Consider the following 1002-nt stretch of genomic DNA (forward strand, 5'->3'; position numbering starts at 1 on the left):
CGGCGCCTGTGGCGTCATTCACCACCCACGTAGGGAGTTGAAAATGCTTAGAGACAATATCGATAATATCAACCTGCGACCACTCCTCTAGCATATGGTGGGTATTCATTTTACCGTCCATAGAACTAAAAAAGCCCGATATACCCACGCCCATACCCAGCACTTTTTCGCTCGCAATATTATGCTCTGCGCTTATATCGTCCACCAGCTTTTGCGCACTTTTAAGCACGTTATTAATACTCATGTCTGACATAAGCTGCATATGGGTGTAAATAACTTTGCCAGTAAAATCCATGACCGCTACAGAAATAGCATCAAGCAAAATAGCTAAACCAAAGGTAAAGCCATATTCGGGGTTAAGCGCAATACCAAACCCAGGCTTACCCTTTTTATTAGGGATAAGCGTATCGGTTTGCATTATTACGCCATGCTGAGTTAACGATTTAAGTAAACGCGAGACAGTTTGCTGCGGAATTCGGGTGGCGCTCACAATATGACTTTGTGTTACACACTGCTCCCAAAACACCACCTTAATAATATCACGTTCAATGTCTTGAAAAAGTTTATCGCCTTTTCCAAGCTCAAATCCTGAGCGTAATAAGTTACTGTTATTTAGCGAAAACATAGCTATTAACCCTAATAAAATTGGAGCACAAGGTTACGTTAAACCACTTTAAAGAACAAGTAGGCGAGCGCGCCTACTCAATCACTATCACTCTAAAATCGTTAACGTTAGTATTGGTTGGCCCAGTAATAATTAAATCATCAATGGCTTTAAAAAACTGATGGCTATTATGGCCTTCTAACTGAGCGTGTAAGTTTTCGCCAGCATCAAGTGCGCGCGCAATCGTGCTGCTATTTATATACGCACCGGCAACATCTTTACTGCCATCTACACCATCGGTATCACAGGCTATGGCATAAATGCCCGCCTCGGCGTTAAGTGCCTCTGCCAATGCCATTAAGTATTCTTGATTAGGGCCGCCATCACCATAAACATCG

2 protein-coding genes are annotated in these 1002 nt (G+C 42.7%); both read right to left on the minus strand.

Features of this window, described 5'->3' with window-relative positions:
- On the minus strand, window positions 1–625 hold a 625-nt coding region (locus L650_RS0119265), incomplete at its 3' end, for an ROK family transcriptional regulator (protein ID WP_029774092.1).
- 73 nt (window positions 626–698) lie between these two features.
- On the minus strand, window positions 699–1002 hold a 304-nt coding region (locus L650_RS0119270), incomplete at its 5' end, for an MOFRL family protein (protein WP_029774093.1).

The organism is Pseudoalteromonas sp. TB51, assembly GCF_000498055.1.
Lineage (GTDB): Bacteria > Pseudomonadota > Gammaproteobacteria > Enterobacterales > Alteromonadaceae > Pseudoalteromonas > Pseudoalteromonas atlantica.